Below are 15,908 nucleotides of genomic sequence, written 5' to 3' on the forward strand. Positions count from 1 at the left end.
GCAAACCTGCATCATTGTGACAAAAAAGTGTATTAAAGTACCGTAATGCTATTCAAAATAAGAAACACTGTAATTACCTGAATTTTATTAGTAAAGTCTAATTGTTATTAGGTGCATAATACGCCCTGACTATGATAGTGAAATATTAATAAATAAGATAGGCTCTACGTATGGGGGCAGTACTTTTATGCCACTTTATCCGAGTATGATTATCGGTATGTTAGCCCAAAAGTAGGGTTCGATTGATAGCATCTGATTTAGTATTCTTTTTTACTCTTGAAAGTTATTAAAAATAGCAATATTTTTTGAAAAAATTTTAAAAGTGGCAATAAATTGGTGAGTTGTACGGAAAGCAAATCGATCGAATTGATTGGTTGAGTTGGCTATTCCATCAACCAAAAGGCCGTTTAAAGCTTATGGCGTGAGTAATGCAGGGAACAAACACACTATTTTTCAGACTCAATAATAGGTGAACTTGGTATTTTATTAAGGGGGAAGTTTGCCAAAATATAAAAAATAATGAATAACGTATCGCAAACTTTATTAAGTGACATAAGGTATTTTTATTGATTTCATTTGACTTAAATCTATTTTAACTTAAGTAAGATGTTACTTTAATTTAATAAAATAAACTTAAATCTTAACAAGCTATAATAAAATTTCCTTGTTAATGTTTTTATTAAATTGTTATAAAATTCAGTGTGTTGCTTTTATTTTTACGGGTTTTGGATTTCAATAAATAATGTGATGAGCGTCATGTTGTTGTCGATAAATTATTCAATATTGTGATGCGTGTATAATATAATGACAACAGAGATTAAAATAACCAAATAGTTGTTATATATCTAAGCTCGACGGTAGTACTAATCCCTTAATTGAGGAGGCATAGTATGTTATCATTACATAAGCTAGTAATATCGAGGAGTTTCTTCTATATGAAGAAATGGTTCAATATTGATATTCCTTTAGCCTTCTTTTTTCCTCATCGATAATTCCAACGTTTTCTCTTAATTAATCGTTATCTTATTAATCATAATAAGTACGAATTTCTGTTTTTATTATTTAATGAAAATTAAAGGTATTATCATGGCTAAAAGAATCGTAGAACCGTTCCGTATTAAAATGGTAGAAAATATTCGTATTCCATCTAGGGAAGAGCGAGAAGCTGCATTAAAAGAAGCTGGCTACAATCCATTCTTATTACCGAGTAGTGCTGTTTATATTGATTTATTAACCGATTCCGGTACTAACGCAATGAGTGATCAGCAGTGGGCCGCGATGATCACAGGGGATGAAGCGTATGCAGGGTCTCGTAACTATTATGATTTAAAAAATAAAGTTAAAGAGATGTTTGGCTACGATTACACTATTCCTGCTCACCAAGGGCGTGGTGCAGAAAATATGTTGTTCCCCGTATTATTGAAAGCTAAACAACAGGAGGGAGGAGCTAAGAATCCAGTCTTTATTTCTAATTTCCATTTTGATACAACAGCCGCACATGTTGAATTAAATGGGTGTAAAGCGATTAATATTGTCACCGAAAAGGCTTACGATTCGGAAACATATGATGACTGGAAAGGTAATTTTGATATTCAGAAGTTAAAAGATAATATTGCTAAATATGGGGCTGAAAACGTTGTCGCGATTGTTTCTACCGTCACTTGTAATAGTGCTGGTGGTCAGCCCGTTTCTATGGCGAATTTAAAAGAAGTCTATGAAATCGCTAAGCAGCATAATATCTTTGTTGTCATGGATTCCGCTCGTTTTTGTGAAAATGCCTATTTTATTAAAGAGCGTGATCCAAAATATAAAGATGCCACAATCAAAGAAGTTATTTTTGACATGTACAAATATGCCGATGCATTAACCATGTCTGCGAAGAAAGACCCGCTATTAAATATTGGTGGTTTAGTTGCTATTAAAGATGATGAAAATATTTTCACCTTAGCAAGGCAACGCTGTGTTCCAATGGAGGGGTTTGTCACTTATGGCGGTTTAGCCGGACGCGATATAGCGGCGATGGTACAAGGGCTTGAAGAAGGAACTAGGGAGGATTATCTACATTATCGTATTGGTCAAGTGAGATACTTAGGTGATCGCTTACGTGAAGGGGGGATCCCTATTCAGTACCCTACAGGGGGACATGCGGTATTTGTTGATTGTAAAAAGTTAGTTCCACAAATACCGAGCGAGCAATTTCCAGCCCAAGCAGTGATTAATGCACTTTATCTTGAGTCCGGTGTTCGTGCTGTTGAAATTGGTTCATTTTTACTTGGTCGTGACCCTGAAACAGGGAAACAGAAACATGCTGATATGGAGTTCATGCGACTCACTATAGCAAGGCGTGTTTATACCAACGACCATATGGACTATATCGCAGATGCCTTGATTGGCCTTAAAGATAGATTTGCAACGTTAAAAGGGTTGGATTTTGAATATGAGCCACCCGTATTAAGGCATTTTACCGCTAGATTAAAACCTATTAAATAATAGTCAATACTTCAGGTTCCCGTGCAATGCGGGAACTTTACCCTTATTTTTAAGGTGAATAACCATGAATAATTCGTCAGAGAAGAAGGAACCCTCCATATTGGTAGGGGGCTTTGTGCTCGGTGGCGCTATGATAGGGGCGGGCATGTTTAGCTTACCCACAATTATGGCAGGAGCATGGTTTATAAATTCAGTCATTGTTCTATTCGTTGTTTGTTTTTTTATGTTTCATTCAGGGATATATATTCTCGAATGTATTTCTAAATATGGATCAGGAACAAATTACTTTTTTATATCAAAAGAACTATTACCTAAATGGGCTTGTTATATTGCAAATGCAGCATTGATTTTTGTCCTCTATATTTTAATCTATGCGTATATATCTGCTGCTGGATCTGTAATTAAAGAATCAGCCTCCATTTATGGCTTCGATATTAATTTAAGAATTATATTTATTATTTTTACGTTAATATTAGGTGCAACTATTTGGTGGAGTGGTATTGGAGCTAGCCGTTTAACATCAATATTCTTATTGATAAAAATAGTATTATTTGTCTTAGCTTTCTCAGGTCTTTTCTTTGTAGTAAAAACGGATTTACTTTTAAAACTTCCAACAGGAGATACACAAACCTCTCTTTTACCGTTTGTCTTTATTATCATTCCTTATGCAATCACTTCTTTTGGCTACCATGGTAATGTGTGTAGTTTATATAAGCTGTACCATGAAAATGAAAGAAAAGTGGTAAAAAGCTGTGTCATCGGTTGTATTCTTGCCCTTGTTCTCTATTTCCTATGGGTATTAGGAACGATGGGAAATTTACCTAGAACAGAGTTTTTAACCATCATCAATAAAGGTGGCAATCTTGATGCTTTTATTGAGTCACTTTACGCAGTTCTGAATAGCAAGCATATTGCGACATTTTTATTGTGGTTTTCAATCAGCGCCGTATTTTGCTCATTCTTAGGGGTAGCAATCGGTTTATTTGACTACATCTTAGCATCGTTGAATTTCCAAGATAACAGCTCTGGACGTATGAAATCTGCACTACTTTGCTTCTTACCTCCATTAATACTCTGCATGTTATTCCCTAATGGGTTTTTAGTTGCAATTGCCTATGCCGGTATGGCGGCCTGTATTTGGGCGATTATTTGTCCTGCGGTGATGGCACTTAAAGCTAGAGAGCGTTTTCCTGAATCAACGTTTAAAGTATGGGGAGGGAAGGGGTTAATATATGCAGTCATTGTGTTTGGGGTTGTAGGGATTATTTGCCAGCTACTTGCTCAGTTTAATTTGCTACCAATATATCGTTAATTGTTTAATCTCCTTTTATGCTAACTGTCAAAGGCACAGCAATTTTGCTGTGCCTTTTTACTATGGCTTTAACCATAACAAAAAAGCACTCCTTGAAAAACAAGAAGTGCCTTTAAAAACACTGCATTAACCGACTAGGATTAGTTCATGCCGTATTTTTTCAGCTTCTTACGCAGAGTACCGCGGTTGATACCCATCATCAGGGCTGCACGGGTCTGGTTTCCACGGGTATATTGCATAACCATGTCCAACAAAGGCTGCTCTACCTCAGCCAATACCAGCTCATATAAATCATTAACATCTTGATTGTTTAATTGAGCAAAATAGTTCTTCAGTGCTTGCTTAACTGAATCACGCAATGGTTTTTGAGTTACTTGATCTTGTGAATTTACAGTAGCAACGGTTAGTACGTCAGAATTTACGCGTTGTTCGAACATAGTTCTGTCAGCTCTTATCTTTATTTACGCAAAATATTCAAAAAATGCTTCCAACACCTCCAGCTGTTCGCTGGCGTCCTCAATGGCGTTGAATGAGCGCCGGAACTGGTCATCAGGTGCATGCTCTTTTAAATACCAAGAGACATGTTTGCGCGCTATACGGGCTCCTTTGCCTTGACCATAAAAGTCGTGCAACTCCTGTACGTGCGCAATCATAATGCGCTTCACCTCTGCCATAGGCATGGGGGGCAACATTTCACCTGTGTCCAGATAATGCTGGATTTCCCGAAAGATCCAGGGTCTTCCCTGAGCTGCTCGTCCTACCATTAGGGCATCAGCCCCCGTGTAATCTAAGACAGCTCTGGCTTTAAGCGGGTCAGTAATGTCACCATTGGCGATAACCGGTATGGCAACAGTCTGCTTAACTGCCCGTATGTTGTCGTACTCAGCTTCACCATTAAACAAACAGGCACGAGTCCTGCCGTGAATGGTCAGCGCTTGAATACCACAATCTTCGGCCAATTTGGCAATTTCTATGCAGTTTCGTTCTTCAGGTGACCAACCTGTGCGGATCTTCAGTGTAACAGGCACATCTACTGCTTTTACGACTGCCGACAGGATAGACTTCACCAAATCGGGATAGCGCAAGAGTGCAGAGCCTGCTAACTTACGATTCACTTTCTTAGCTGGACAGCCCATATTGATATCAATGATCTGGGCACCACTCTCAACATTAATCTGAGCCGCAGCAGCCATTTCATCGGGATCATTGCCAGCTATTTGAACGGAACGCACCCCCGGTTCATCGCGATGGATCATTCTTAGTCTCGATTTGTCAGTCTTCCAAACCTGTGGGTTAGAAGAAAGCATTTCTGATACCGTCATCCCCGCACCCATGTCATAACAGAGGGACCTAAATGGTCTATCCGTAATGCCTGCCATGGGGGCAGCAATAAGACAGTTTCTCAACTGATATTGTCCGATTCGCATAACTAAAGGGGGCCATACTGTGACTGCAAGGGCGCGTATATTACGCATTTTTTTCGAGATATGAAAGGACAAACTTTGAGCAAACCGTTATTTATCACTAACTTTTTTATCTTGATTTTTTCAAAATACAACTATTAGTCTTTTATAACAATGGGTTAGGTATGTTTGTAAAAAAGCACACGAAAACCGCTGTTAGTCCGTTCAAATCTCAAGCAGGATAGAATATCACCAGCAGTTGAACAATATTTGAGCTATAAGATAATCTATTCCTGCCCTAATTTCAAAGAAATTATTCACTGATTTTTATTATAAATTTGTCAAAAACGCTTGACACCAGTGATACGACACCATTCATCTTTTTCAGCGATAGGGTCTATCTCAAACAGTTGACGATAAGCATCGGCCACCCCTTCTGCTTGGGTAGCAAGGACACCTGAAAGCCCTAATAAACCTCCTGTACGAGGCAATACGCTTATCATAGGCGCTAACTCACGTAATGGGCCAGCTAAGATATTGGCGACCACGACATCGGCTTGTAGCTCTTTTGGCTGGTCTTTAGGCAAGTAGAGTGATAGGCGTTCTGAAACACCGTTGCGCTCTGCATTATCACGACTTGCGATAATCGCCTGTGGATCAATGTCGATCCCGATAGCTTGTGCAGCACCTAATTTTAATGCGGCGATCGCAAGAATACCGGATCCACAACCAAAATCGATGACGGTTTTACCTTCAAGATCAAGTCCATCCAGCCACTCTAGACATAACGACGTTGTTGGATGAGTACCTGTACCAAAGGCAAGGCCAGGGTCTAACATGACATTGACTGCGTTAGGATCTGGAACATCACGCCAGCTTGGGCAGATCCACAGGCGTTGCCCAAAGCGCATAGGATGAAAATTGTCCATCCACTCTCTTTCCCAGTCTTTATCTTCCAGTTGCTCGATTTTGTGAACAAAACCTTTTTCGAGCAGAGGGCTGTTTTCAAGTTGTGCCACAACCATGTTCATGTCAGTTTCAGCATCATAAAGGCCGATAACATCCGTATCGCCCCATAGTCGTGTTTCTCCCGGTAACGGTTCGAAAACAGGGGTATCATGACTATCTTGAAAGGTGACTGACACTGCGCCACTTTCAATAAGTTCATCGCCGAGAGCTTCGGCTTGTTGGCCTGTTGAGTTGAGTCTGAGTTGTATCCAAGGCATAGTTATTCTCTTTTAACTTAATTTTTTGCGGGCGTAGCCTGCTCATTGGGCGCCGATTGTACTGGATTTTTACCGAAAAGATTACCAATTATAAAAGCAATCAAGCTAAATAGTAGTGAAGGCACGATGGCGTGGAACCCCATGATTTCGATTTTAAATGATGCCAGTAGAGCATAAGAGACGCCGCCTACAATCATACCGCTAATCGCTCCCTTGCTGTTGGCTTTTTGCCAATATAGGCCTAAAACCAGTGGCCATAAAAACACTGCCTCCAGTCCACCAAAGGCCAGCAAGTTGAGCCAAATGATCATTTTGGGGGGATCCCATGCCGCGAACAGCAGCAAGATACCGAGTATTAAGGTTGAAAAACTCGAAATACGGGAGAGCTTTTTCTCATTCTTAATTTGTTCGGGGGCGGCGCTTAAATAGATATCTTTTACAATCGTAGCTGATGACTGCAATAGCTGTGCGTTGATGGTTGACATGATTGCTGCCATTGGTGCGGCTAAGAAAATACCCGCCGCAAAAGGTGGTAGCACTTGCACCATCAATGTTGGAATAACCTGATCTGGAATAGTGAGATCAGGTAAGACGGCGCGGCCTAAGGCTCCGGCAAAGTGCATACCAAACATGAGTATTGCCATCACGATTGTGCCTATTACGATACCACGGTGAACGGCTTTACTGTCTTTGTAGGAAATACAGCGTACAGCCGTGTGTGGCAAACCAATCACCCCAAAACAGACTAAAATCCAAAAAGAGGCAAGGAAAGGGCCACTAAGAATATCATCGGCACCTTCTACGGAAACCAGTTTAGGGTCAATGGCCTGAATTTTTTCGACTGCCGCGCCAAGCCCACCTGCATGGTAAATGATCGCAACAAGCAAAATAACCGTACCTAACAACATAACGAGGCCTTGTAAGGCATCATTGAGCACACTAGCTCGAAAACCACCGATAGCGGTATAGAGTGCGATAGAGATACCAAAAATCATTAAGCCATAGGTATAAGGGATACCCGCAGCGGTTTCGAGTAGTCGTGCACCGCCAATAAATTGCACGGTCATTGCGCCGAAAAAGGCGACGAGCAAACTGATACTTGCAAACCCAACTAAAAAGCGGCTTTGGTAACGTGCATAAAGCATATCATTGAGTGTTACTGCATTGTATCGGCGAGCTAAGATGGCAAATTTTTTCCCTAGTACACCCAGTGATAGCCAGATAGCAGGAAGCTGGATCATGGCAAGTAGTACCCAACCTAGCCCATATTTATAGGCTGCTCCTGGTCCACCGATAAATGAACTGGCGCTGACATAGGTTGCTGTGATCGTCATGGCGAGCACAAAACCCCCCATAGAGCGATTCCCTAAAAAATACTCATTGAGGAATTCTCCCTTTGTGCGTTTGCGATAAGCGTACACAGATAGCAAGAATACGAGTGCAAGATAACCAATTAGAGGTAGTAGAACTTCAGTCTGCATCCCTATCCTCCAGCGGAATATCTTTAAAAATAATTTTGACCATCATAATACACAGTAAAATGAAAATGACCGGTAGGATGAGACATGACCATTCAAACCATAAAGGTAAACCTGTCAAGCCAATCGCATTACTCGGAAGATAGGCACAAATAACCCAACCAACTAAATAGGCGAGCGTCAGATAGAGTGACCAGCGAGCTTCCCTGTTTGATTGAAGAAAACGTTTATCCATACGTATTTCCCCCTCATAGAAATAAAAATAATCAGGGATTGTACGATAAACCTAGGAATGTGTGTAAAAAAACAGACCAAGGAAAGCCAAGGTGCTTAGTTTACAACCAAAGATAATTTTGAGTATGTAGGATAGTAAGTACTATTTATCTACCAGCAGGTGCACAATCAATAGGATGGACATAGTAAAAATAGCAAAAGCCGTAATATAAAGAAAAAGTGAGCTATCTATCTTAAGTCCACTATTTTGATACGCTGTTGAAATACTCCTTTTGAAGCTAATTAAGCACAGTAGGGCGATCGCAATGACAGCTCCTAATAACGCTAGCCATGACGAATGTATTAGCCCTAGTCGTAAGAATAATAACCCATTGATTGCTAACAGGAGCAAAGTACGGCTCCAGGCTTGTTGTGTTCTTTCCGGCTGTAAACCAGGATCACGCATGATAGTGCCTATAGCAGAACGTAGAAGAGTGAAATGACGGCAATGACGGTAATGAATAGCGTCATCATAGTAAGAAAGGAGGTGTATTGTAACGGCTCCTCTTTGCGCATAGCGATTTCGTTTTGTCGCCAGCGATAAAGGGCCATAATGGCGGTAATCCCCCCCGCAGATGCAAGAAAAACCGCTAATAAGGTTCTTAGCCAAGGGGCGGCAGCCTCATGTAGGAGCTGTTCAATGGCAATAGCACCCGCTAATAGTGCTAACGCGGTTCTGATCCATGCTAGAAATGTTCTTTCATTCGCCAATGAGAATCGATAGTCTGGCGTTTTTCCAATGTTTTTCCACTTATTACGTTTAAAAGACATGGTTTTTTCACTATGTTGATTGTCGTGGTGGTGTTTGGGGTATGTGATTCATGATAGCTTGATTATGAGATAAAAAAATACCGGAAAGGTGACTTTCCGGTATTTGATGAATGAGAGGTGAATCTCAGTGTTTCAGTCATTACTCCTGAATACCGAGTTTTTTCTCCAAATAGTGGATGTTAGTGCCACCTTTTTGGAAGTTTTCATCATTCATGATCATTTGGTGCAGTTCAATATTGGTTTTGATACCATCGATGATCAGCTCATTAAGCGCATTCTTCATACGCATAATGGCGATTTCACGAGTTTCACCGTAGGTGATCAATTTACCAATCATTGAGTCATAGTATGGCGGTACGCTATAGCCTGCATAAATGTGAGATTCCCAACGAACACCAAAGCCGCCTGGTGAATGGAAACGGGTGATCTTACCTGGGCTAGGCATAAAGGTATTCGGATCTTCAGCATTGATACGACATTCAATCGCATGACCACGAACGATAACATCTTCCTGTTTTACTGATAATGGTAAACCAGATGCGATGCGTAACTGTTCTTTGATCAAGTCAACGCCAGTGACCATCTCTGTTACTGGATGCTCAACCTGAATACGGGTGTTCATCTCAATAAAGTAGAATTCACCATTCTCATAGAGGAATTCGAAAGTACCTGCACCACGATAGCCAATTTCGATACAAGCATTAGCACAACGCTCACCGATATTGCGGCGAATTTCAGGAGTAATACCTGGTGCTGGGGCTTCTTCAACGACTTTTTGGTGGCGACGTTGCATTGAGCAGTCACGCTCTGCCAAGTAAATGGCATTGCCTTGACCATCAGCCATAACTTGAATTTCAACATGACGAGGGTTTTCAAGGTATTTTTCCATGTAAACCATATCATTATTGAAGGCCGCTTTAGCTTCTGCACGCGTCAGATTGATGGAAGATTCCAAATCTTTTTCGTTACGCACAACACGCATACCACGACCACCGCCGCCGCCAGAGGCTTTGATGATAACAGGATAGCCGATACGTTGTGCGATAGCTTTGTTTTTATCAGTATCGCTGCCTAGTGGACCATCAGAACCTGGTACACAAGGAACACCGGCAATTTTCATCGCTTCGATAGCGGAAACTTTATCGCCCATTAGGCGGATGGTTTCAGCTTTTGGTCCGATAAAAATAAAGCCTGAACGTTCAACTTGTTCAGCAAAATCAGCATTTTCAGACAGGAAACCATATCCTGGGTGAATAGCTTGAGCCCCTGAAATCTCTGCCGCTGAAATGATAGCGGGAATGTTCAAGTAGCTTTTTGCGGAGGCTGCTGGGCCGATACAAATAGTCTCGTCTGCCAACAGCACATGTTTTAAATCACTATCTGCCGCGGAGTGCACAGCTACGGTCTTAATGCCTAACTCTTTACAGGCACGAAGAATACGCAGTGCGATTTCGCCACGGTTAGCAATGACAATTTTTTCCAGCATGGAAACGCCTCGTTATTCGATAACCACCAACGGCTGGTCATATTCAATTGGCTCGCCGTTCTCTGCCAGGATTGCTTTCACAACACCTGCTTTTTCTGCTTCGATTTGGTTCATCATTTTCATTGCTTCGATGATGAAAAGTGGATCACCGACGTTGACAGTTTGGCCAACTTCAATAAATGGTTTTGCTTCAGGGCTTGGTGAACGGTAGAAAGTTCCCACCATAGGTGAGCGAACTTGGTGGCCCGCAACAGCAGCCGCTGCTGGAGCTGGGGCAGCCGCCGCCGCTTCTTGAGCAGGTGCAACAGCGGTAGCTAATGCTGGCTGAGCTGCTGGCGCTGAATAAAATTGTTGAGGAGCCGTCATGACCTGAGAAGTAGCTGAAACGCGACTGATGCGTACTGATTCTTCACCTTCAGAAATTTCCAGTTCAGAAATACCAGACTCTTCGACCAGTTCGATCAGCTTTTTAATTTTACGAATATCCATGGATATGATTCCGTACTCTTATATTTGGATTTAATTGATTTATGACAGACGGTTAACCGCTGCCTGTAACGCGAAACTGTAACCGTCAGCACCAAGACCACAAATCACACCGACAGCTTTATCGGAAAGATAGGAGTGATGGCGAAACGGTTCTCTGGCATGCACATTAGACAGATGGATCTCGATAAACGGGAGTGCAACTGCTAATAATGCATCACGTAGGGCAACACTTGTATGTGTGAATGCCGCCGGGTTAATCAGAATAAAATCTACGTTATCTTTTGCAGCATGAATTTTTTCAATCAACTCATGTTCTGCATTAGACTGAAAATGACTCAATTTTACACCTAGCTGTTCCGCTTCTGCGGTTAACTTGGAGACAATATCTACCAGAGTTTGATTACCATATTTCTCTGGCTCCCTTGTGCCAAGTAGGTTTAGATTCGGTCCATTGAGGAGTAAAATGTGAATATCTTCTGTCATTGTGGTGCTAACTCCGACGATATGTCAATAACCTGACAACATAACCTGATGTTGGCGGTTTGTCATCTTTTATCATAAAAATAAATGAAATCTTTATCGATAAAAAACGCTATTATAATTATTTCGTGGCATATGACAGCAAAATACTGGTCTTATCAGAGAAATTACCCGAATTTATTTTTTGAATTGTGCGGTAATCCAAATTTCTGAATATCTCCGCACAAATTCAAATTATGAACGCGAAATGTTCACCAGTGTACGCCCTGTTATCTGATTTTTTAAGATCTTTTGTGCGTACTCAATGGACTGCGTTAAGGTAATTTCTGAGGTAACCTGTGTATAAAATGACTCAGGAAGTAATTGCGAGAGGCGTTGCCAAACGGCGGAGCGCTTCGCGGCAGGGTAGTAAACAGAATCGACGCCTTGCAGGCGAATATTGCGCAAAATAAATGGCATGACAGTCGTCGGTAATGAAAATCCTCCGGCTAGGCCACAAGCCGCGACAGCGCCATTATATTGTGTTTGGGCTAATATATTCGCGAGTACCTCTGCGCCTACCGTATCAATTGCACCAGCCCAATATTGCTTATCAAGTGGTTTGGCCGGGGAGGTAAATTGGCTTCGTGGTAGCACTCTTTTCGCCCCTATTTGCTGCAAATAGTCACTGTTTTCGGCGCGTCCTGAGATGGCAACGACATCATAGCCTAACGATGATAAAAGCTGTATTGCGGTAGAGCCGACACCGCCGCTAGCGCCACTGACAATAATTTCCCCTCTCTCTGGCGTGATCCCAGCATCTTCTAATGCGTTGACACAGAGCATAGCGGTGAAGCCTGCCGTACCGATAATCATCGCTTGGCGTAGTGATAGATCTTCAGGAAGCGGGGTGAGGTAATCTGCGGGAACACGAGCTTGTGTCGCCAGTCCACCCCAGTGCGTTTCGCCTACACCCCAGCCTGTGAGTAAAACATGTTGGCCGACACTAAAGCGAGGATCTTCGCTGTGGTGTACGACACCCGAGAAATCAATGCCGGGCACCATGGGGTATTGACGTACAATCCCTGCCTTACCACTGATAGCGAGGGCATCTTTATAATTTAATGTGGACCAATAAATATCCACGATAACATCGCCAGCAGGAAGTTGTTCAGTGGGAATGGATTGGATATCGGATATGAGTTGGTCATCGTGTTTCTGTAGGACGAGGGCTTTCATACTTCGCTCCTAATTTTGAGGGGATTTTTTAGTCAATTTAAGAATAATGAATGATATCTATCATGGCAACTTTATCGCAACCGAGTGAGTTGTGACGCTCGTATCATTACTATTGTAATTAATTTGTAAAAATGTAATTTTTTCTGGCATAAACACTGTTTTATCGTGCAAAATATCACGTTACGAAGATTTCTGTTTGTGAATAAGTACCATTACCTAGTTTCTTTAGTGAGTAATGGAACTAACATACAGAAAATGCACGTGTTTAGCTGTGAAGCTAGTCGATGTGCAACAATAAAAAAAATAACAAAATATTATTTGAACTTGTAGCTATAAAAACTTGTCAACACAGGGTGGAAGAGAAGACGGCGTATATAACAACCAAAGTGCTATTGTCTGTTGATAAATTTATGCATAAATAAGTTAAATTTACTCACCAATAAATGGCCCTTTTTAAAGGTTGTTATCTGCTTCGTTTTCTAAAGAGGCATGTACAGTCATTTGTGCTGTAACAACAGATGGATTAACCATATTTTTCGAAGCGGCTCATTAACGCCTTGAGACAGCTTCAAGTGGTTGGTAGAGTAGACGGGTTTTTATTCGTCCCCAGCTTGCAGGATAACCCTTTCGTTATGTTTAAAAAATTTCGTGGCATGTTTTCTAATGACTTGTCAATTGACTTGGGTACGGCCAATACCCTTATTTATGTCAAAGGACAAGGCGTAAAATTAAATGAACCTTCTGTTGTCGCTATTCGCCAAGACCGCTCAGGTACGCCAAAAAGCGTCGCGGCTGTTGGTGGTGAAGCTAAGCAAATGCTGGGGCGTACACCAGGTAACATTTCAGCGATAAGACCAATGAAAGATGGTGTTATTGCAGACTTTTTCTTAACTGAAAAAATGCTTCAGCATTTTATCAAACAGGTTCATAGCAATAGTTTCCTTCGCCCAAGCCCTCGCGTGCTGGTCTGCGTTCCTGTTGGCGCAACTCAAGTTGAACGTAAAGCAATTCGTGAATCTGCGTTAAGTGCGGGTGCACGTGAAGTCTTTTTAATTGAAGAACCTATGGCTGCGGCAATTGGTGCTGGGTTGCCGGTTTCTGAAGCGACAGGTTCAATGGTTGTTGATATCGGTGGTGGTACTACCGAGGTAGCGGTTATTTCGTTGAATGGTGTTGTCTATTCTTCTTCTGTTCGCATTGGGGGTGACCGTTTTGATGAGGCGATCATTAACTATGTTCGTCGCAACTATGGCTCTTTAATTGGTGAAGCAACCGCTGAGCGTATTAAGCATGGTATCGGTTCTGCTTACCCAACTGATGAAGTTTATGAAATAGAAGTTCGTGGTCGTAACCTCGCTGAAGGTGTGCCGCGCGGCTTCAAAATGAATTCAAATGAAATTTTAGAGGCATTGCAAGAGCCACTAACCGGTATTGTTAGTGCTGTCATGTTAGCATTAGAACAGTGCCCTCCTGAATTAGCTTCTGATATTTCAGAACGCGGTATGGTATTAACTGGTGGCGGTGCTCTGCTACGTAACCTTGATCGCTTACTAATGGAAGAGACAGGTATACCTGTTATCGTTGCTGAAGATCCTTTGACCTGTGTTGCTCGTGGTGGCGGTAAAGCACTAGAGATGATTGATATGCACGGTGGCGATCTGTTTAGCGATGACTAAATAACGCTATAGGCAAGCTGGGGCTTTGGCCCCGGCTGCTGATTTGCCTATTTTTGTTCCTCCGAACTTAGTGAAACACAGCCATACATGAAGCCGATTTTTAGGCGAGGTCCATCGCTCCAGCTGCGTATTTTTATTGCTGTTATTGCCGCAATCGCACTGGTCGTGATCGATCATCGCTTTGAGCCTTTCAATAAAATCCGTAACTATCTAGACACGGCGGTTAGCCCATTTTACTTTTTGGCTAATGGCCCACGTCAATTTCTTGATAATATTTCGGAAAATTTCTCCTCGCGTGAACAACTCCAGTTTGAAAATAAGGCATTGCGTCAGGAATTGTTGTTGAAAAAAGCAGATAGTCTTTTGCTCGAACAATTAAAGCAAGAGAACGCTCGCCTGAGAGAATTACTTGGCTCACCGCTCCGTCAAGATGAGCACATGATGGTCACACAAGTGATCTCGGGAGCGAACACGCCTTATCGAGACCAAGTCGTTATCGATAAAGGTGAAAATGATAATGTGTACGAAGGGCAGCCCGTCATTAGTGATAAAGGGGTTGTAGGGCAAGTCGTTGGTGTTAGCCAATTTAATAGTCGCGTCTTGCTGATTTGTGACACGACCCATGCGCTACCGGTACAGGTATTACGTAATGATATCCGAGTGATCGCCGCGGGGTCGGGGTGTGCCGATGACTTACAGTTAGAGCCACTGCCTGAAAATACGGATATTCGCGTTGGGGATGTTTTGGTCACATCCGGTTTAGGTGGTCGTTTCCCTGAAGGCTACCCTGTGGCCGTTGTCTCTAATGTTAAGCACGATACTCAGCGGGCTTATACGATTATTAGCGCAAGGCCAAGTGCTGAGTTGCAGCGCTTACGCTATTTGTTACTATTATGGGGTAATGATAACGATGCCGTTACACCATTACAGCCTTCAGAGGTCTATCGCGCTGCCAATGAGCGTCTGATGAAGGTGCTCCCACAAGTATTACCAAACCCGAGTGAAATTCAGGGTCCACCGTTACCTCCATCAATGTCTCAAGAAGCCCAACCATAAAGGAAGGTATAATGGCTATGGGTAAAGAGGGTTAGTTAAATGGATGAATATCGCGGTAATGGTCGCAGTATTATTTGGATTTCTTTTTTCATTGCATTGATTTTGCAATTGGTCCCATGGCCGGAACAATTTACGTTTTATCGGCCATCATGGTTACTTTTGATCCTTATCTACTGGGTTATGGCGTTACCGCACCGTGTAAGTGTGGGAACGAGCTTTATTCTTGGCATTATTGTTGACTCTATTCAAGGTTCGGCATTGGGGGTTCACGCCCTTTCATACAGTATTATTTGTTATCTTGTCTCCTATAAATACCAATTACTGAGAAATATGGCGCTGTGGCAGCAAGCCTTAATCATTGTGTTGCTGACAATCATACTGGATATGACTGTTTTTTGGGCTGAATTTGTCTCTTCTCAGGTATTATTCCACCCTCAAGTATTCTGGAATAGTCTCGTAAATGGTATTCTGTGGCCATGGCTGTTTTTGCTATTACGGAAAATTCGTCGTCAGTTTTCAGTGTGTTAAGATTTTTACCGGCTGGCAATTA

Annotated in this window: 16 protein-coding genes; 5 read left to right on the plus strand and 11 right to left on the minus strand. The window is 42.0% G+C overall.

The genetic code is table 11. The features are described from left to right. Positions 1 to 1,086 precede the first annotated feature (1,086 nt). Complete coding sequence (locus tag PR833_RS13050; protein ID WP_014657544.1) at positions 1,087 to 2,490, plus strand: tryptophanase; 1,404 nt, start codon at positions 1,087 to 1,089, stop codon at positions 2,488 to 2,490. A gap of 64 nt (positions 2,491 to 2,554) precedes the next feature. After that, a complete protein-coding gene (locus PR833_RS13055) occupies positions 2,555 to 3,802 on the plus strand; it encodes an aromatic amino acid transporter (RefSeq protein ID WP_072502757.1) in 1,248 nt (415 codons plus the stop codon). A gap of 140 nt (positions 3,803 to 3,942) precedes the next feature. Here PR833_RS13055 and fis read toward each other — a convergent pair whose 3' ends face one another. The 11 genes from fis to acuI form a co-directional block, all read right to left on the minus strand. Continuing rightward, entirely contained in the window at positions 3,943 to 4,239 is a 297-nt protein-coding gene (fis, locus tag PR833_RS13060) for a DNA-binding transcriptional regulator Fis (protein ID WP_004258438.1), read from the minus strand. 24 nt (positions 4,240 to 4,263) lie between these two features. Next, positions 4,264 to 5,229, minus strand: a complete 966-nt coding sequence (dusB, locus tag PR833_RS13065; protein ID WP_014657558.1) for a tRNA dihydrouridine synthase DusB — start codon at positions 5,227 to 5,229, stop codon at positions 4,264 to 4,266. Between the two features lie 317 nt (positions 5,230 to 5,546). Further along, positions 5,547 to 6,431, minus strand: a complete 885-nt coding sequence (gene prmA / locus PR833_RS13070; protein WP_004925579.1) for a 50S ribosomal protein L11 methyltransferase — start codon at positions 6,429 to 6,431, stop codon at positions 5,547 to 5,549. 17 nt (positions 6,432 to 6,448) lie between these two features. Next, the gene (panF, locus tag PR833_RS13075) at positions 6,449 to 7,912 is read right to left on the minus strand and encodes a sodium/pantothenate symporter (RefSeq protein WP_004925575.1); all 1,464 of its coding nucleotides are present in this window, start codon (positions 7,910 to 7,912) and stop codon (positions 6,449 to 6,451) included. Further along, on the minus strand, positions 7,902 to 8,144 hold the full coding sequence (locus PR833_RS13080) for a YhdT family protein (protein WP_004925572.1): 243 nt from the start codon (positions 8,142 to 8,144) through the stop codon (positions 7,902 to 7,904). Before PR833_RS13080 ends, panF begins: the two co-directional genes overlap by 11 nt. A gap of 141 nt (positions 8,145 to 8,285) precedes the next feature. Continuing rightward, positions 8,286 to 8,588 carry a DUF202 domain-containing protein gene (locus tag PR833_RS13085; RefSeq protein WP_036943047.1) on the minus strand — a complete coding sequence of 101 codons (303 nt, stop codon included), beginning with the start codon at positions 8,586 to 8,588 and terminating at the stop codon, positions 8,286 to 8,288. 8 nt (positions 8,589 to 8,596) lie between these two features. Beyond that, positions 8,597 to 8,953, minus strand: coding sequence for a YidH family protein (locus PR833_RS13090; RefSeq protein ID WP_004925566.1), 357 nt, complete (start codon positions 8,951 to 8,953; stop codon positions 8,597 to 8,599). Between the two features lie 139 nt (positions 8,954 to 9,092). Beyond that, entirely contained in the window at positions 9,093 to 10,439 is a 1,347-nt protein-coding gene (gene accC / locus PR833_RS13095; RefSeq protein ID WP_272526202.1) for an acetyl-CoA carboxylase biotin carboxylase subunit, read from the minus strand. Between the two features lie 12 nt (positions 10,440 to 10,451). Further along, positions 10,452 to 10,928, minus strand: a complete 477-nt coding sequence (gene accB / locus PR833_RS13100; RefSeq protein ID WP_004925558.1) for an acetyl-CoA carboxylase biotin carboxyl carrier protein — start codon at positions 10,926 to 10,928, stop codon at positions 10,452 to 10,454. Positions 10,929 to 10,967: 39 nt separating this feature from the next. Continuing rightward, on the minus strand, positions 10,968 to 11,411 hold the full coding sequence (gene aroQ, locus PR833_RS13105) for a type II 3-dehydroquinate dehydratase (RefSeq protein ID WP_004925554.1): 444 nt from the start codon (positions 11,409 to 11,411) through the stop codon (positions 10,968 to 10,970). Between the two features lie 231 nt (positions 11,412 to 11,642). Next, on the minus strand, positions 11,643 to 12,626 hold the full coding sequence (gene acuI / locus PR833_RS13110; protein ID WP_272526203.1) for an acrylyl-CoA reductase (NADPH): 984 nt from the start codon (positions 12,624 to 12,626) through the stop codon (positions 11,643 to 11,645). A gap of 632 nt (positions 12,627 to 13,258) precedes the next feature. Here acuI and PR833_RS13115 point away from each other — a divergent pair. The 3 genes from PR833_RS13115 to mreD all read left to right on the plus strand — a co-directional run bounded on the left by PR833_RS13115 (position 13,259) and on the right by mreD (position 15,886). Next, positions 13,259 to 14,302, plus strand: coding sequence for a rod shape-determining protein (locus PR833_RS13115; RefSeq protein ID WP_014657562.1), 1,044 nt, complete (start codon positions 13,259 to 13,261; stop codon positions 14,300 to 14,302). Positions 14,303 to 14,389: 87 nt separating this feature from the next. Further along, positions 14,390 to 15,358 (plus strand): rod shape-determining protein MreC, encoded by a 969-nt coding sequence (gene mreC, locus PR833_RS13120; protein ID WP_004925539.1) that lies wholly within the window; start codon positions 14,390 to 14,392, stop codon positions 15,356 to 15,358. 39 nt (positions 15,359 to 15,397) lie between these two features. Further along, complete coding sequence (mreD, locus tag PR833_RS13125) at positions 15,398 to 15,886, plus strand: rod shape-determining protein MreD (RefSeq protein ID WP_004925536.1); 489 nt, start codon at positions 15,398 to 15,400, stop codon at positions 15,884 to 15,886. The last annotated feature ends 22 nt before the right edge of the window (positions 15,887 to 15,908 follow it).

Origin of the sequence: Providencia sp. PROV189 (assembly GCF_028480065.1) — a bacterium.
GTDB lineage: Bacteria > Pseudomonadota > Gammaproteobacteria > Enterobacterales > Enterobacteriaceae > Providencia > Providencia stuartii.

Coding starts and splice junctions, on each gene's coding strand:
- mreD (WP_004925536.1), top strand. CDS start 15,398: ATGGATGAATATCGCGGTAATGGTCGCAGTATTATTTGGATTTCTTTT.
- prmA (WP_004925579.1), bottom strand. CDS start 6,431: ATGCCTTGGATACAACTCAGACTCAACTCAACAGGCCAACAAGCCGAA.
- PR833_RS13115 (WP_014657562.1), top strand. CDS start 13,259: ATGTTTAAAAAATTTCGTGGCATGTTTTCTAATGACTTGTCAATTGAC.
- accB (WP_004925558.1), bottom strand. CDS start 10,928: ATGGATATTCGTAAAATTAAAAAGCTGATCGAACTGGTCGAAGAGTCT.
- dusB (WP_014657558.1), bottom strand. CDS start 5,229: ATGCGAATCGGACAATATCAGTTGAGAAACTGTCTTATTGCTGCCCCC.
- mreC (WP_004925539.1), top strand. CDS start 14,390: ATGAAGCCGATTTTTAGGCGAGGTCCATCGCTCCAGCTGCGTATTTTT.
- panF (WP_004925575.1), bottom strand. CDS start 7,912: ATGCAGACTGAAGTTCTACTACCTCTAATTGGTTATCTTGCACTCGTA.
- PR833_RS13085 (WP_036943047.1), bottom strand. CDS start 8,588: ATGCGTGATCCTGGTTTACAGCCGGAAAGAACACAACAAGCCTGGAGC.
- PR833_RS13050 (WP_014657544.1), top strand. CDS start 1,087: ATGGCTAAAAGAATCGTAGAACCGTTCCGTATTAAAATGGTAGAAAAT.
- PR833_RS13055 (WP_072502757.1), top strand. CDS start 2,555: ATGAATAATTCGTCAGAGAAGAAGGAACCCTCCATATTGGTAGGGGGC.
- aroQ (WP_004925554.1), bottom strand. CDS start 11,411: ATGACAGAAGATATTCACATTTTACTCCTCAATGGACCGAATCTAAAC.
- accC (WP_272526202.1), bottom strand. CDS start 10,439: ATGCTGGAAAAAATTGTCATTGCTAACCGTGGCGAAATCGCACTGCGT.
- PR833_RS13080 (WP_004925572.1), bottom strand. CDS start 8,144: ATGGATAAACGTTTTCTTCAATCAAACAGGGAAGCTCGCTGGTCACTC.
- acuI (WP_272526203.1), bottom strand. CDS start 12,626: ATGAAAGCCCTCGTCCTACAGAAACACGATGACCAACTCATATCCGAT.
- fis (WP_004258438.1), bottom strand. CDS start 4,239: ATGTTCGAACAACGCGTAAATTCTGACGTACTAACCGTTGCTACTGTA.
- PR833_RS13090 (WP_004925566.1), bottom strand. CDS start 8,953: ATGTCTTTTAAACGTAATAAGTGGAAAAACATTGGAAAAACGCCAGAC.